This window comes from Mariniflexile fucanivorans, from assembly GCF_004341235.1.
GTDB lineage: Bacteria > Bacteroidota > Bacteroidia > Flavobacteriales > Flavobacteriaceae > Mariniflexile > Mariniflexile fucanivorans.
In genome coordinates, this window is record NZ_SLUP01000001.1 from 566,028 (window position 1) to 580,751 (window position 14,724).

14 protein-coding genes are annotated in these 14,724 nt (G+C 32.7%); 4 read left to right on the forward strand and 10 right to left on the reverse strand.

From position 1 onward, the window contains the following. Positions 1–136: 136 nt before the first annotated feature. From EV196_RS02490 to gdhA, 4 genes are all read right to left on the reverse strand, one after another. A complete protein-coding gene (locus EV196_RS02490; RefSeq protein ID WP_132214546.1) occupies positions 137–2,548 on the reverse strand; it encodes a TonB-dependent receptor plug domain-containing protein in 2,412 nt (803 codons plus the stop codon). A 3-nt stretch (positions 2,549–2,551) separates the two neighbouring features. Beyond that, a complete protein-coding gene (gene recO / locus EV196_RS02495; protein WP_132214548.1) occupies positions 2,552–3,271 on the reverse strand; it encodes a DNA repair protein RecO in 720 nt (239 codons plus the stop codon). Continuing rightward, on the reverse strand, positions 3,271–5,607 hold the full coding sequence (gene porZ, locus EV196_RS02500; protein ID WP_132214550.1) for a type IX secretion system anionic LPS delivery protein PorZ: 2,337 nt from the start codon (positions 5,605–5,607) through the stop codon (positions 3,271–3,273). The genes recO and porZ overlap by 1 nt, the downstream gene beginning before the upstream one ends. A 123-nt stretch (positions 5,608–5,730) precedes the next feature. Further along, entirely contained in the window at positions 5,731–7,074 is a 1,344-nt protein-coding gene (gene gdhA / locus EV196_RS02505) for an NADP-specific glutamate dehydrogenase (protein WP_132214552.1), read from the reverse strand. Between the two features lie 363 nt (positions 7,075–7,437). Here gdhA and EV196_RS02510 point away from each other — a divergent pair, with 363 nt between their 5' ends. Both EV196_RS02510 and EV196_RS02515 read left to right on the forward strand, forming a co-directional pair. Then, the gene (locus tag EV196_RS02510; RefSeq protein ID WP_132214554.1) at positions 7,438–8,244 is read left to right on the forward strand and encodes a THC0290_0291 family protein; all 807 of its coding nucleotides are present in this window, start codon (positions 7,438–7,440) and stop codon (positions 8,242–8,244) included. A gap of 66 nt (positions 8,245–8,310) precedes the next feature. Then, a complete protein-coding gene (locus EV196_RS02515) occupies positions 8,311–9,030 on the forward strand; it encodes a DUF3298 and DUF4163 domain-containing protein (RefSeq protein ID WP_132214556.1) in 720 nt (239 codons plus the stop codon). Here EV196_RS02515 and EV196_RS02520 read toward each other — a convergent pair. Beyond that, the gene (locus EV196_RS02520) at positions 9,010–9,474 is read right to left on the reverse strand and encodes a DinB family protein (RefSeq protein WP_132214558.1); all 465 of its coding nucleotides are present in this window, start codon (positions 9,472–9,474) and stop codon (positions 9,010–9,012) included. The two genes, EV196_RS02515 and EV196_RS02520, sit on opposite strands and share 21 nt — an antisense overlap. A gap of 106 nt (positions 9,475–9,580) precedes the next feature. Here EV196_RS02520 and EV196_RS02525 point away from each other — a divergent pair, with 106 nt between their 5' ends. Together EV196_RS02525 and EV196_RS02530 are read left to right on the forward strand one after the other, a co-directional pair. Continuing rightward, positions 9,581–9,931: an arsenate reductase family protein gene (locus tag EV196_RS02525; RefSeq protein ID WP_132214560.1), complete on the forward strand. Its 351-nt coding sequence runs from the start codon at positions 9,581–9,583 to the stop codon at positions 9,929–9,931. Between the two features lie 397 nt (positions 9,932–10,328). Beyond that, entirely contained in the window at positions 10,329–11,201 is an 873-nt protein-coding gene (locus EV196_RS02530; protein WP_132214562.1) for an AraC family transcriptional regulator, read from the forward strand. A 71-nt stretch (positions 11,202–11,272) separates the two neighbouring features. Here EV196_RS02530 and EV196_RS02535 read toward each other — a convergent pair whose 3' ends face one another. The 5 genes from EV196_RS02535 to EV196_RS02555 all read right to left on the reverse strand — a co-directional run bounded on the left by EV196_RS02535 (position 11,273) and on the right by EV196_RS02555 (position 14,669). Further along, positions 11,273–11,926: an HD domain-containing protein gene (locus EV196_RS02535; RefSeq protein ID WP_132214564.1), complete on the reverse strand. Its 654-nt coding sequence runs from the start codon at positions 11,924–11,926 to the stop codon at positions 11,273–11,275. A gap of 70 nt (positions 11,927–11,996) precedes the next feature. Then, positions 11,997–12,986 (reverse strand): acyl-ACP desaturase, encoded by a 990-nt coding sequence (locus tag EV196_RS02540; RefSeq protein ID WP_132214566.1) that lies wholly within the window; start codon positions 12,984–12,986, stop codon positions 11,997–11,999. 12 nt (positions 12,987–12,998) lie between these two features. Then, entirely contained in the window at positions 12,999–13,736 is a 738-nt protein-coding gene (locus EV196_RS02545; protein WP_132214568.1) for a lysophospholipid acyltransferase family protein, read from the reverse strand. Positions 13,737–13,762: 26 nt separating this feature from the next. Continuing rightward, positions 13,763–14,152, reverse strand: coding sequence for a hypothetical protein (locus EV196_RS02550; RefSeq protein ID WP_132214570.1), 390 nt, complete (start codon positions 14,150–14,152; stop codon positions 13,763–13,765). A gap of 106 nt (positions 14,153–14,258) precedes the next feature. Further along, a complete protein-coding gene (locus EV196_RS02555) occupies positions 14,259–14,669 on the reverse strand; it encodes a BrxA/BrxB family bacilliredoxin (RefSeq protein WP_132214572.1) in 411 nt (136 codons plus the stop codon). Between the last annotated feature and the right edge of the window lie 55 nt (positions 14,670–14,724).

Sequence of the window (14,724 nt, forward strand, 5' to 3'; positions counted from 1 at the left end):
TTATTTTTTCCGCTTTTTGTTTTTGTAGGTACTTCAATATATGAACTATTATGATGGGCGAAGCAATCTGTTTGCTTAAACTTTTCTTAATTTCAAAAGATGAGATTATTTCATTTGTTATCTTCTCATAATAACCTTACAATCTATATTTTAAAGATAAAATGAAGTTTCTTCCAGCAGCAGCAATACCTGATGAATAGGTTTTATAACGCTGGTCTGTTATATTCTCTAAACTGGCGGTTATGGTAGTCGATTCGCTTATTTGGTATTGACCTCTAAAATTAAGCGTGTACCACGATGGGCTGTATGGGTTACCATTGGCATCTTTAGCATATATATAATCTTTTTCAATTTCAGAAGGTGCTAATTGATAAAAAGAAAGTTCGTTGTTATAAACTGCAAAAGCATCGAATTTCAAATTATTATGCATCCAAACTAAATGAGTGTTTCCAAAATTGGGAGCTGCATGTCTAACAGGCATTTCAACACCATCTTCTTCTTCTGATCCACCTATTACGCTGTATTGCGAAGTTAAGTTTAATTGATTAGTTATAGTTAATTTTAAACCCATTTCAAACCCATAAATCCAAGCTTTTGACGCATTTTGTATGGCCTGTACGTTGCTTAGTTCTCCATCGTATATAATTTGGGTTTCACCATTTAAAGTGAAATCGCGTCGTACCAAGGCATTATCTAAATAGGTATAATAACTACTTAAATCTAAAACAAGTTTTTCATCAAAATTAAGTTTTAAACCCAATTCGCCACCATAAGCATACTCCGATTTTAAGTTGTTGTTTGGCACTACCACAGACCCCGGCTCCGAGTCGAATACCTTACCTATATCATCTATATTTGGCGCTCTAAACGCAGATGATGCATTTAATTTCCATTGTAAAATAGCATTTGGCGACCAACGGATTCCTGCCGTTCCTGTAAGTGCAGAAGCCTCTGTTTTTGCAGTGTTGAATGGCAAATTTAAATATTGGTTGTTTTCTGAAAAATCGGCATTTGAAACGATATAATTAAACCTTAATCCCGACTGAAATACAAATTTCAAATTAGGTTTGTACTTAATACTTGTATAAGCCGCGGCAGATTGCCAACTGGATCCATTAGGATATCTGGAAACGGTTGGAATGACAGTGTTGGTACTAATATTTTCTTCTTCACCATTGGACCTTATTTTGTTATAAACGTATTCAACTCCATAAAAAAGTTGGGTTTTAAGAGCTAGGTTTTTTTCGAAATCTAAATTAAAGGAATACGCATCAACCGCTTCATCTCTTAAATTTCTGATGGAAGATTGAAAATCTCTATCCATGCGGCTTTCTTGAAAATTTTGGTAAGCTATGGTTGCTTTTATTTTATCGTATAAACTGGAATGGCTACTTAATTTGGTAATCTGTAAATTTGACATGAACCAGTTTTGTGGCCCATAATTCCATTCTGCAGAACGTAATGTGGTGTTTTTGTAGCGAATAAGCCGGTCGTATCTTGAATAATCTGAAGTTGTGGTGTAAAACAACCCTAAATCGAAGCTTAAATTATCTTGAGGTTTATAATGCACTTTTTGCATCATATTTAATTGTTGATAGCCTGTTGGTTTTTGCACTAACGGATTGTTGTTTTGTATAATAACGTCTCCAGTACTAGTAGTTTGGGCAAATTCGGTTCTTAAATATTCGGTTGGGCCATGTTTGCCCATACGTAAATCGCCAAAATCGGAATAACTCACATTGGTTAAAAACGCCCATTTTTTGTAACCCAAGTTAAAATCGATATGGGCAGTTTTTTCATCGCTTGCTGTAGCATATCGCAAGATGGTATTTGCTTTAAAAAATAACGAATCGGATAGAGATGTTTGGGGTTGTTGGGTGTAAAAACTCATCACGCCACCTATGGCATCACTTCCATAAATTACCGAACCAGAACCTAAGGTAACTTCCGTATTTTGTATTGAAAATGGGTCGATGGATATAACATTTTGCAGATTTCCACCTCTAAAAATGGCATTGTTCATTCTAACACCATCTACAGTTATTAACAATCGGTTGGTTGAAAACCCTCTAATCATTGGGCTTCCACCACCTAACTGGCTTTTCTGCATATAAACTTGTCCAGTACTTTCTAGCAAATCGGCACTTGTTTGCGGATTTGTAAATTGTATAGCTTCCGCATTAATATTTATTATTTTTTGGGGAATGTCGCGTTTGTTCTGTTCAAACTTAGAAGCAGATATTATAATTTCATCCAAGCCTTCGGTATTCGAGACTAAATAAACTCGGTTTGACAACCCCACTTGTTGCTTGGTTATTTCTTTAAGAACATGCGATAAATGCTTAAAATAAATAATTTCGTTATTAGAAAATGCATTTAAAGATGCTTCGCCCAAAAAGTTTGTAACCGTACTTTTAGATTTATCTACATTATAGATGGCCACCCCGAAAATAGGCTCTCTAGTAAGACTATTTAGAACCTTAATATTTTGAGCCTTTAATTGTAATGAAACTACTAAAAGGACTGAAAGGGCAAAGAAAAACTTCATGTTTTAATTAAAAACTTGATTAAATATTTGCAGTGATTTGGGCGGTTTAAAACTGCCCAAATGTAATTCAAAATACAGTAACATCATACTTAAAAATGATTGGCGTTGTTTTGAATTTATCTTAACTGCTGGTAAGGCATCAAATGTTGTGCCTAACAACTGCCTTAACAGTGTTAAATTTTCACCTGAAATGGTATAATTATCATGGTGATGGCTTTCAAATTTACCTTCTTTCAAACTAAAATAGTTATATTCTTGATGTTTTGTATCGGGGTAAAAACCTAGATATTTAGATAAATTAAGAAGAAATAATAAATGGAAATTTGAATATTCAGATTGTTCATCCAACCATAACAACGTAGTTTCTATATAGCTGAACAAGGTTTCGTTTGGCTCTTCCTCTTTTAAAGTGCTCGATAATATTTCAGATAAAAACATAACAATAGCGCTTTTTAAAACATGTGTATGCAAACTATTATAAACATGGTTCATTTTAGTATCACTAACACTTTGCAAGGATCTGTTTTCCTTGTAACTAATACTTAGCTGAACTTGTGAAAGTGGTTGGAAATATGCCGCTTTAGTATTTGCTTTTTTGCTTTTTAAAATGCCTCGGAGCAAAAAACTAACAACGCCCAAGTTTTGGGTATAGCATTTTACAATTAAATCGTTATCCTTATATTTTAATTTTGAAAGTACAATCGCATTTGTAGTAATAAGCATTATCTAACGACCATTAATTTTAAAACTTTGGTTTCGTAGGTATCTAAATCTGATAGCATAACTAAATACACTCCAGAAGCGACGATATTATTTGCTAAGTTTTTACCGTTCCAATAAGCGGTTCCGCCATCAATCTCAAGGTTATACCCACTGTAACGTTTGTTGGTTGTAGATTGGGCTTCGGCTACCAAATTACCTTCAATATCGGTTATTTTTATATTAACATTTTCTGAAATGTCTTTAATTTTTACTTTTTGATCAACAATATTAAAAGTAGGCCTTACAGGGTTTGGATAGGCATAAGCCCTGTCCAAAGTATCAAAAGCGCTTGAACTACCCGATTGAAAAGACACCAAGCCTTTGCTAGTCGCTATATAAACGATCCCATTGGTGCCATCTATTGAAATATCGTTTATGATGTTTGATGGTAAGGGTGAATTATCGTTTGTGAAATGGTAGATGGTTTCTTGTCCATCTGAAGATAAATAAAAAACACCCGAATCGGCAGTAGCAATCCACTTGTTATTAGAGCCATCTACTTCGATATCTGTAATAAATTGTTGAAATAATAGTTCCTTGGCGATGCCGTCTTCTAAAATAATGATTTCATCTACATTTATATCATCTTCAAAAAAGCTTGAAGTATTATAAAGAACCCTTAAACCTGACACCGTACCAATCCAAAGTTGGTTTCTGTTATCTAATCCCAAAGCTGTAACATATATGGAGGGCATATTATCTTCTTCAGTTTTTACGTTTTTTATTGAAAAGCTATTGCCGTTTTCTTTAAACCCTATAAAACCATGCTCATAACTAGCTATCCATTTTGTTCCGTCTTGACCTATTACCATATCGCCATAACCTAAGTTTCTACTCTGAATAATATCACTAAAACTATAGGATTTCCATGTGTTATTGGAAGGGTTAAACGATTTTAAAGGCTTATCTACCAAACTTGTAACCGTCCATAACAAACCGTTGTCATCAAAAGCCGTTGGACCTACCCTAATATCAACATAATTTGGATTGTCAGCAAGAATTAAAGATTCCAATCCACTGTTTTTTTCATTGTATAGTTTAGTGGGTATTTCACTATTAACTTCCAATAAACCATTAAAAAACGAACTGATAAAAACTTGATTATTATTAGAAGGATTCACCGTAATTGTATTCAAGCATTTTGCATCTAAAACATCACTAAAAGGTGTATTAACCCATTTATTATCGTTTAAATGACTAATGCCACGACTGTTTAAACCATAAGGATTAAAAAAAATATCATAATCACCAAAAGTAACCCAAACACCATTAGGTTCTGCCTCAACAGAAAACGGAATGTTTAGCAAAGGACCTTCGGGATGTATTTCTTCAAAGGTCGTAGGGTTTGTAAGTGATGTTTTTAAAACACCAAAATCTGTTGTGCCTAAATAAATAAAATTAGCATCTGTAGTGGTAGAAACATACTGTGTTGAAAAATCTGGGCTTATTGCCACTTGAGATAGAAGTGTAAAACTACTATTATAAACAAATACATTATTTGAAGTCGTTACAACTAAATTACCAAATACATTTTTAACCTCTAAAGGGGTCGTATTATATTGAAATAAAGAGTTTAACACATCGTTTGTTACCTGAAATATTTGCCTATTTGTGTTTAATGCATAAAGTTTATCTTCAACCGTTTCGATAGCTGTGAAATCTCCCGTAGTAACCGTTTGCCAATTTTGGTAATCAACTAAATTAGGACTGTTAACTAAGGCCTTTTTTAATCCATTTCCTCCAGAACAAGCAGCGTAAATATAATTTCCAAAAATAGCGGTTTGGTTTATTTGTATCTGGCCACCTCCATTACCAATAAAATAGGTGTCACCAAACTCTAAACGTTCTAAATTAAAGACTGAAATTCCGTAATTTGTTGCTATATAAACTAAATTACCATAAGGATTAAAGTGATTAATCTTTTTTTGTACAGCAGGAATAGTTGGTTTTTCAACAATATCAACAACAGTTAAAATTTCATCATCATTATCAAATGCGATTTCTATAAGCCCGTTTTCATAGCCAATAATTAAAAGCTCATAAGTGTCACTGTAATAAATGGTTGAAATTGATTCACCCGACAATCCATTCACTGTATTTAACTGTTTTATTTCGTTTGAAATTAAATCGATGCTAAACACTGCATTTTCACCAGCGGCATAAATTTTATTGTTGCCCTGTACAACTTCCTTTATGCTGTTATATGAAAAATGACCTTTCCAAAGTGCTGAAAAATCTTGTGCATATTGAAGTAATGGTGTTAAACAAATTATAAATACAATGAGTCTTTTAATCATTTTTAAATTTTCAATATTCAAATATATTTATAAGTAACGAGTTTTGCTTTAAAATAATATATTATAAAACAAAAAAGCTTCCTATGGGTATATAGAAAGCTTTTCATTTTATTGTTTTAGTATTTAAACAATACCTTGAGCCAACATAGCATCGGCTACTTTAACAAATCCTGCAATGTTAGCACCTTTAACATAATCGATATAACCATCTTCTTGTTTACCATATTTAGTACAAGAATCGTGGATGTTAGACATAATTTCTTTTAGTTTTATATCAACCTCTTCTCTGGTCCAATTTAAACGTAATGAATTTTGGGTCATTTCTAAACCAGACGTGGCAACACCCCCTGCATTTGACGCTTTTCCTGGTGCGTATAATATTTTAGCTTTTTGAAATTCGCGAATCGCATTAATGGTAGATGGCATATTGGCACCTTCGCTTACACAAATACAACCATTTTTTAAAAGCATTTTAGCGTCATCTTCATTAAGTTCATTTTGGGTTGCACATGGCAATGCCATATCACATTTTACTTCCCAAGGCGTTTTACCTTCAATAAACTTAGCCTTAGGGTATGCTTTTAAATACTCGTTTATTCTGGCACGTTTTACATTTTTAAGATCCATAATATGAGCTAATTTTCCAGCATCAATACCTTCAGGATCATGAATATACCCTGAAGAATCGGACATGGTTAAAACTTTAGCACCTAATTGAATACATTTTTCAACCGCATACTGTGCTACATTACCTGAACCCGAAACTACTACATGTTTCCCTTTGATAACCTCTCCTTTGGTTTCTAACATTTTTTGCGCAAAATACACGTTACCATAACCTGTTGCTTCTGGACGAATTAAAGAGCCTCCCCAAGACAAGCCCTTGCCTGTTAGCACACCTGTAAATTCATTTTTTAGTTTTTTGTACATGCCAAACAAGAAACCTACTTCTCTAGCACCCACACCAATATCACCAGCAGGCACATCGGTATTTGCACCAATATGCCTATACAATTCACTCATAAAAGCGTGGCAAAAACGCATAATTTCAGCATCACTTTTTCCTTTAGGATCAAAATCGCTACCACCTTTTCCACCACCCATTGGCAATGTGGTTAGACTATTTTTTAATACCTGCTCAAATGCTAAAAACTTTAAAATACTCATGTTAACGGTAGGATGAAATCGTAAACCGCCTTTGTAAGGTCCTATAGCCGAATTCATTTGAATTCTATAACCTCTGTTAACCTGTATTGCGCCAGAATCATCTACCCAACAAACACGAAATGAAATAGTACGCTCTGGTTCTACCATTCTTAATAAAATGCTTTTACCAGAATATATCTCGTGTTTATCTATGTATGGAATTATGGTTTCTGCAACCTCCTCTACGGCTTGTAAAAACTCTGGTTCGTTACCATTTCGTTCTTTTACAAGATTTAAAAAAACTTCAACATTACGTTTCATTAATTTTTATTTTTAATTTGTTATAATTCACAAACAATCTGCCTCTTAAATTTTTGATTTTTGTTGCGAATCTTTTTTATTTTTATAATTATTGCTTTAATCGCTTTTTATAACATATACATTCTTAAATTAGTACGATAATTCTTGGATTACGATAAACGGCTAAATTTAAAATTGCATTATATTTATTGAAAAAACAATTTATAAGCACAAATATACGTTATCTTTAAAAATAACACTATTTTATTTTTAAATTCGCAATTAATAATTTCACGCTTAAAGCACCAAATTATAATTATTTGTTTCTTTATCGAGTTTTTATATATTTGTTATTATTAATGCCTCAAAAAACAGAATCTTATTATGCTTAACTTTAAACGTTTAGCTTTTTCTTTATGTTTTATAGCATGCTTTCAAGTAGCATTCTCCCAAATAGGATTTTCTAATGAAATTGGCATTGTTGCAGGTCCCGTTCAATTTAGGTCTGATTATGGAGTTAGAGAAAACGCAACAACAAATTTTGGTAATACCGGAATTGGGATTGGAATAGTTCATTACATAAACTTCTCTTATAAACGTAATTATAATTTTAGACGTCCTAATACCTATTTTGAAGAGCACTTTAAATTTCGAAATGAAATTTCTTGGAACAAAACCAAATTAGAGCATTTTGGCAGATGGGTAGATGCAAGCAAAACATCTGAAGATGCCAAACGACTTAGAGCACATAAGGGATTTGCTAAAAATTTAGATTTAGGAACCGAACTTGAGTTTTTTCCTCTAGAAATTCATGATTTTGAAGCATTTGGTCATGCCCTTGCTCCTTTTGTAAGCTTAGGAATACATTATACTATTTATAGCCCTGAAGTTAGTACCACTTATGCAAATTCAGACCCAACTGCTGTTGGGAATATTTCAGATCCAAGTAACTTTTATTCGTTGTGGGCGCCACATTCAGTAGATGTATCTGGAGGAGATACTTTTTCTTTAATAAGCAGTATAGGTGTTAGATACAAACTGGATAAGATGTCCGATTTAATGTTAAATTTAAGGGGACAATACTATTTAACAAATGATTTTGTTGATGGCCTTAACCACCAACTGTCTTCCAATAAATATAACGATTGGCTTATATGGCTTAATGTAGGCTACATTTATTATTTAAATTAAACTTCGCTTTTTATTCGGTGTATTCAAATTCAATAATTACCTTTAAACAAGGTTAATAATTTACGCATGCATTACACAAAAAAAATTTTATCTGTTGGTTTATTATGCTTCATGTTATCTTGTAATGAAGACTTGAAAACAACATTTTTAGATACTAAAATTACTACAGCAAACAACAAATTGGTTGAAATAAACGTGCCTAAAGCCATTGAAAACAATCAAATTACTACCCAAATAAATAACGAAATAAACAACACGGTTATCGCTGCACTACAAACTGGCGAAGAAGATACTGCAACATCTTCAACTATTGAAGAAAGTATTACAACATTTAATAACGAGTACACTGCTTTTAATAAAGATTTCCCTGATGTTTCACAGCCTTGGGAAGCTCAAATTGATGGTGAAGTTATGTTTCAATCGCCAAAAATTATAAGTATTGCCATAACTTCTTATGTAAATACTGGTGGCGCACACGGCATTACCCATATTTCATTTTTGAATTTTGAATCGTCTACTGGGAAACGTATTGAAAACACTAACTTAATTAAAAACAAAAAAGCCTTTGAAAATGTAGCACAAACGTATTTTAAAGATGCGATTACAGAAGAAGATGTGATTTTTGAACCCAATACCTTCAAGTTACCAGCCAACATTGGTTTTAATGACGAAGGTGTTATTTTGCTTTACAATCAATATGAAATTGCACCTTATTCAACAGGAATTATAGAGTTCACAATCCCTATTGAAAAAGTGACTAAATATTTAGCTTTTGATGGCTCGTAATAAAGCCATCACGTAACCTAAATGCAAACCTTCATGAAATAACGCAAACTGAAACGCTTCATCTATATTTCTTAACGTGTTTCCTGTGGTTGAAACCGTATATTCAGTATAATTTTTAAATAGGCCGTTACCATAATCTTCCTTTGTTTTTTCAATGGTTGAAAAAAGCAAAGCTTTGATGCTGTTAACCTCATCTTGTGTTAAGTCACTTTCTGGCTTGGTACCTTTTTGGTATTTCTCAACCAGCGTATCACTTATCATCATAGGTAAACCAGATAATTTATAAGCTAACAGTTGTTGAGTGACTACCGTATGCCCAATATTCCAAACAATATTGTTGTTAAAGCCATCCGGAATAACGTTTAAAACTTCTAACGACTCATTTTCCAAACACTTTTTAAAAAATTGTCTGGTATTTGGTAATACTTCTAATGTAAAATGCATATTTAATTTTTTTATAAATATAGTTTTTAAGCAATAAATACTTTTGTTTTTCTTCTTAAAATCCATTAGATTTCCCTCCTCAAGAAAACAACAAAGTCATTAAAACATGAAAAAAGTATATTATTTAAAAACCTGCAGTACCTGCGTTCGGATTTTAAAGGAACTGAATTTACCTTCTGAATTTATTTTACAGGATATTAAAACTGAAGAAATAACCGTAAAACAGCTAGAAGAAATGAAAGCCTTGGCAGTAAGCTATGAGTCACTTTTTAGCAAACGATCCAAACTTTACAAGGAAATGGATTTAAAAAACCAAAAATTAGAGGAGCGCGACTATAAAAACTACATTTTGGAGCATTATACCTTTTTAAGCAGACCTGTAATTATTATTGATAATAAAATATTTATAGGAAACTCTAAAAGTGTAGTTGAAGCTGTTAAGGATACTTTACGATAAAAAATAAACTTATAAATTTCAACAAAAAACTATAGATTAAACTAGGGCAAAAAAAAAGTGAGCCACCACAGCTCACTTTACCAACTAAACTAAATAAGACATTAAACTAATTATTAATGAATTTCTGTACACTCTTTATTATCAGAGTTATATGATATAGTATTTAACTTTTCTAATTTTAGGTTGCCGTATTAACAATATTATTTGCTAACCTTCAACACGACAAAGATAGGATAGATGTATAATTTTAAAAACAACACATTTGACCAATTTATATGCTATATTAACTGTTAACTAAATGTTAAATGCCTCTAATGTTAATATAACACACAATAGAGGTAATTAACGTTATATTTGCAAAATAATATATTGTAATTTTGCTTTAAATAAATTTTGTATGATTAATAAAAAACCAACTTTTAGAAAACTTACCCCAAGTTTCGGAAGTTCTATATTAGTTAAACAGCATGTAGAAACTATAGATAAAGACGGCGCTTACTGGCATTTTCATCCAGAATTAGAGCTTATTTATATAAATAAAGGGCAAGGAAAAACACATATAGGAAATCATTTATCCTATTTTAATAATAGTCAATTAATACTTATTGGATCTAACTTACCGCACAATGGCTTTACCGATAGGTTAACTGCCAATGGTACGGAAACGGCCATACAGTTTAAATCCAATTTTTTAGGAGACGATTTTCTTAATGTACCAGAAATGGCCAACATATTATCGTTGTTTGAAAGAGCTAAAAAAGGTATAAGATTTAAAGTTGAAACCAAACAGAAAATTGGTCCAAAAATTGAAAAATTACTAGAGCACGGCGGATTAAAACGTGTTTTAAAGTTTTTGGAAATTTTAGACTATTTAGCTACAACAGATGATTATACATTGTTAAATGCCGATGGTTTTGCTTTTGAAGCTGAAGCACAAGACAGTTCTAAAATTGATGTTATTTTTAAATATGTTAATAAGAACTTTCAAAACCACATTACTTTAGATGAAATAGCAGATGAAGTAAGCATGACGGTACCAGCTTTTTGTAGATACTTTAAAAAATCAACAGGTAAAACATTTACGCAATTAGTTAATGAATATCGTGTTGTGCATGCCACCAAGTTGCTTAACGAAAGTCAAAAAAGTATTGCAGATGTTTGTTTTGAATGCGGATTTAATAATTTCTCGCATTTTAATAAACAGTTTAACGAGATTACAGGTAAAAGTGCCTCAAATTATAGAAAGGAAATTAAGCTAATTATTCAATAGGTAATTTTAGCGAGATTGTCGGGCTAAGTCTTTCGTCTTCGCTTAAGATAAAATAAGCCGAAACCTATTTTTTAAACGTTTCCATTCCATTCGTTATAAAACTGGTCAAGATATAGTTCCATAAAAGCATGTCTTTTAGAAGCTATATCTTTTCCTGTTTTTGTATTCATTTTATCTTTTAGAAGCAGTAATTTTTCATAAAAATGATTGATTGTTGGCGCTGTTGATGTTTTATACTCCTCTTTTGTCATATTCAGGTCTGGCTTAATATCAGGATTGTATATTTCCCGATTTTTAAATCCGCCATAATTAAAAGTACGCGCAATACCGATAGCACCAAGAGCATCTAACCTATCGGCATCTTGAATGACATCGAGTTCAGCCGATTTAAACTTTTGTGTGTCATTTCCGCCCTTAAAAGAGATGTTTTCAATAACATGTACAACATGCTCAATAACTTTAGAATCTACATTTAGGTTAAACAAAAATTCGCGTGCCTTATTAGGACCAACTGTTTCGTCGCCATTGTAAAATTTACTATCTGCAATATCATGAAGTAAAGCACCTAATTGTACAATAAATACATCTACCTTTTCATTTTTAGCAATGAGCAACGCATTATTATAAACACGTTCTATATGAAACCAATCGTGTCCACCCTCTGCGCCAGCAAGGGTTTCTTTTACAAAGTCGATGGTTTTATTAATTATTTCTTGTGAAGTCATAGGTGTATAAAAGTAAAAATTCCTTTCTGAACCGAAAGGAATTTAATATTAATATATAATGGTGTTGCTTTTATCTAATTACAGCAGGTTCTACCCATTTAAATTGAAAAGAATTTTGAGGTATTTTCATGCGTTCCGATAAACGATACATTCTTGCGGGAAGTTTCATTAAATAATCTCGGGCTTTTTCAGCTTCATCGGTAAGTCCGGTAATTTTATCAATTTCCCAACGTTTGATTAATTTATCTAAAATATCAACATAATCGGTCGATGTGTAAACGCCTATACGCTGCGCGGTATTAGAAAACTCTTCAAAAGCTGTACTAATTTGGTTGCCCGATTCTCTTAAAAAATGTGCAGGCATGGTTATTTTAAGCTTCATCATATCGTGAAATGCCATCATCATTTGGCTTGGATCTACTTTAAAAATACGCTCAACAAACTCAGAATAAGCATGGTGGTGTCTCATTTCATCACCAGAAATAATCTGGCACATTTTAGCCAATTGTTTGTTGCCATTTTTCTTTGCTATTTTAGCAACACGGTTATGCGAAACATAGGTTGCCAACTCTTGAAAACTGGTATAAACAAAGTTTTTATATGGGTCTCTATCGGTACCAATATCAAAACCATCTGCAATTAAATATTGTGTTGTTTTCTCAATTTCTTTCATGTTTACACGTCCAGAAAGATATAGGTATTTATTTAGCACATCGCCATGGCGATTCTCTTCACCAGTCCAGTGGCGCATCCATTTGGACCAACCGTTGCGTTCTACTTGCCCAACACCTTCAACATCCATTAACCAAGATTCGTAGGTTGGCAAAGCTTCTTCGGTAATCATATCACCAACCAAAACCACCCAAAAATCATAAGGTAATTCTTTTGAAAGCTCTCTTATTTCACGCACTTCATCAAAAAAGGAATCACTTTCAGAATTTGGCAAAAAATCTGTTGGTTGCCATATAGTTTCAATAGGGATTAAATATTTCTGTATTAAAGATTCAACGTCCTTTTCCAAAAAATCCATTACTTCTAGTCTTACATTTTTTAACGACATCGTTGTAGTTTTTTAATTATTTATATTAATTGCAATAATAGTTTCAATACTATTAAGTAGCTCTTCTTTGTTTACAAAGGTACTAACTTTTAAAGGCTTATGCACAGTAAAAGTGATATGAGTGCCCAAACCCATAGGGAATTTACCGTATTTTAACATTTTCCATGAATTATTGATAGTTATGGGCACTACCGTTGCAGATGGTATTTTTTTTAATAATATCTCTAATCCTTTAGTTTGAAAAGGTTTGGGCACACCATTTTTACTTCTTGTACCTTCTGGAAAAATAACAGCTGCTCGTTTGTTGGTTTCTATGTATTCACCAAATTTCATAAGTGCAGGTAGTGACTGTCTGGGGTTTTTTCTATCAATTAATGCAGCCCCACCATGACGTAAATTGTAAGACACACTGGGTATGCCTTTTCCTAATTCAATTTTGCTAATAAATTTTGGGTGGTGTTTACGCATGTACCACGTAATGGGGTAAATATCATGTAAACTCTGGTGGTTTGCCACAATTATTAAAGGTTGATTGGTGTCTATTTGATACGGATTTGTAAACGTAAAACGAGTGCCCAAAATGTTGGCACAACGCATGAGACAAAATTGTAAAGCATCAACGCTTTTTTTATGTGCCTGATAACCAAATACATTAAAACAAAACCATTGAATGGGGTGAAATATAACCAGTGTTATAAAAAAACACAGATAATAAATAACACTTAAGGGGTATGATACTATTTTTTGCATATTTCAAAAATAAACAAAAAGTAGTTTTAATAAACAGCTACGCAGATGTTATTTTCACATTTTAAACTGGTTGGTGGCATGGCATAAGCACAATCGGAAAAAACATCCCATTTATTATTATATTCGGCTTCTTTTTTATTGTAAGCCGCTACCATATTTTCTAGTTTCTCAATATTTATAGAGGTTGAGTATATTAAATAACCCCAAGGGCCACCACAAGGCTTACTTCCTAAAGCAATAAATTTACAAGTAAAACTATCGTTGCATACAGAAGTTGCCGCTAAATCTTCAATGGCTTTTTTTGAAACCAATAAATCTTGTTGTTCAGTTTCTTGAGTTGAAACCGCATCGTCTTCACATTGAAATGCCATTAAGAATAAGCAGGTAATAAATAGAAGGAGATATAATTTTCTCATAATCTTTACTTTTTAGATGCTTTATCATGTAAAAGGTTGCGTAATTAACGAAAAAAACCACGACATAATCGTGGTTTTTTTGGTTTAATAAGATATTCCGTCTTATTTAACAATACTCATTATAAGCATCACTAAGGTTTTCTGCAATTAACTGTGCGGGTCTGCCTTCAATGTGGTGGCGCTCTAACATGTGCACCAATTCACCATCTTTAAACAAAGCCATACTTGGGGAACTTGGAGGAAACGGCACCATATGGCCACGAGCCGCATCAACAGCTGCTTTATCAACACCTGCGAAAACCGTTACTATATGGTCTGGACGTTTTGCGTTTTGCAAACTCATTCTAGCACCTGGGCGCGCATTTGCTGCTGCACAACCACAAACCGAATTAACCACAACCAATGTAGTTCCTTCTTTAGCTAAAGCCGCATCAACTGCCTCGGCAGTATGTAATTCTTCAAAACCAAGGTTGGTTAAATCTTCACGCATTGGTTTTATTAATTCTGCTGGATACATATTTTTTAAATTTTAATAATTAACAATTTTAAGACTGCAAAGATACAGAAAAGTA